Here is a 1,559-nt window from a genome sequence, read left to right as displayed (position 1 = left end):
TTACATGTTCGGGTAATTCGGCCCGCCGCCGCCTTCCGGCGTGACCCACACGATGTTCTGCGTCGGGTCCTTGATATCGCAGGTCTTGCAGTGCACGCAGTTCTGCGCGTTGATCACCAGCCGGTCGCTGCCGTCGTCGTTCTTCACGAACTCGTACACGGCCGCCGGGCAGAAGCGCCCCTCCGGTCCCGCATACGTGCGCAGGTTCACGTTCACCGGCACGTTCGCATCCTTCAGCGTCAGGTGCGCCGGCTGGTTCTCTTCGTGATTCGTGTTCGAGATGAACACCGACGACAGCCGGTCGAACGTCAGCTTGCCGTCCGGCTTTGGATACTCGATCGGCGTGCATTGCGACGCCGGCTTCAGCATCTCGTGGTCTGCATGCTTGTGGTGCAGCGTCCACGGCACGTTGCCGCCCATCACCTTCTGCTCGAGCCCGACCATCAGCGTGCCGAGGTACAGGCCCTTCGCCATCCACTGCTTGAAGTTGCGCGCGCGGTACAGCTCCGTGTACAGCCACGACTGCTTGAAGGCGTCCGGATACGCGTTGAGCTCGTCCGACTGGCGGCCGGCCTGCACCGCGTCGAACGCGGCGTCGGCCGCCAGCATGCCGGTCTTGATCGCCGCGTGGCTGCCCTTGATCCGCGATGCGTTCAGGAAGCCCGCGTCGTCGCCGATCAACGCGCCGCCCGGGAACACCGTCTTCGGCAGCGACAGCAGCCCACCCGCCGTGATCGCGCGCGCGCCGTACGACACGCGCTTGCCGCCTTCGAGGAACGCGCGGATCGACGGGTGCGTCTTGTAGCGCTGGAATTCCTCGAACGGCGACAGGTACGGGTTCGTGTAGCCGAGGCCGACCACGAAGCCGACCACGACCTGATTGTTGTCCATGTGATACAGGAACGAGCCGCCGTAGGTATCCGACTTCAGCGGCCAGCCGGCCGTGTGGATCACGAGGCCCGGCTTGTGCTTCGCGGGATCGATTTCCCACAGTTCCTTGATGCCGATCCCGTATGCCTGCGGCTCGGCGTTCGCGTCGAGCTTGAACTTCGAGATCAGCTGGCGGCCGAGGTGGCCGCGACAGCCTTCGGCGAACAGCGTGTACTTCGCATGCAGCTCCATGCCGAGCTGGAAGTTCTCGGTCGGCTCGCCGTCCTTGCCCACGCCCATGTTGCCGGTCGCGACGCCTTTCACCGAGCCGTCGTCGTTGTAGAGGATCTCCGCGGCCGGGAAGCCGGGGAAGATCTCGACGCCCAGCGCTTCGGCCTGCTGGCCGAGCCAGCGCGTGACGTTGCCCAGCGAAATCACGTAGTTGCCGTGGTTCTGGAAGTTGGCGGGCAGTGCCCAGTTGGGCGTGGTGACCGCGCTCTTCTCGGACAGGAACAGGAAGCGGTCTTCCGTCACCTCGACGTCGAGCGGGGCGCCGCGTTCCTTCCAGTCGGGGAACAGTTCGTTGATCGCACGCGGATCCATCACCGCGCCCGACAGGATGTGCGCGCCGATCTCGGAACCCTTCTCGAGCACGCATACGCCGATCTCGGTGCCTTTCTCGGCGGCCA

The 1,559-nt window shown here is 65.2% G+C and carries 1 protein-coding gene; it reads right to left on the bottom strand.

What is annotated here, in order from left to right:
• The coding region (locus U5809_RS34500; protein WP_322089839.1) for an electron transfer flavoprotein-ubiquinone oxidoreductase at positions 1–1,559 on the bottom strand (1,559 nt) is incomplete at its 5' end.

The sequence above is a fragment of the Burkholderia sp. BCC1999 genome (assembly GCF_905339975.1).
Taxonomy (GTDB): Bacteria; Pseudomonadota; Gammaproteobacteria; order Burkholderiales; family Burkholderiaceae; genus Burkholderia.
This window is presented reverse-complemented; position numbering and strand designations above follow the sequence as displayed.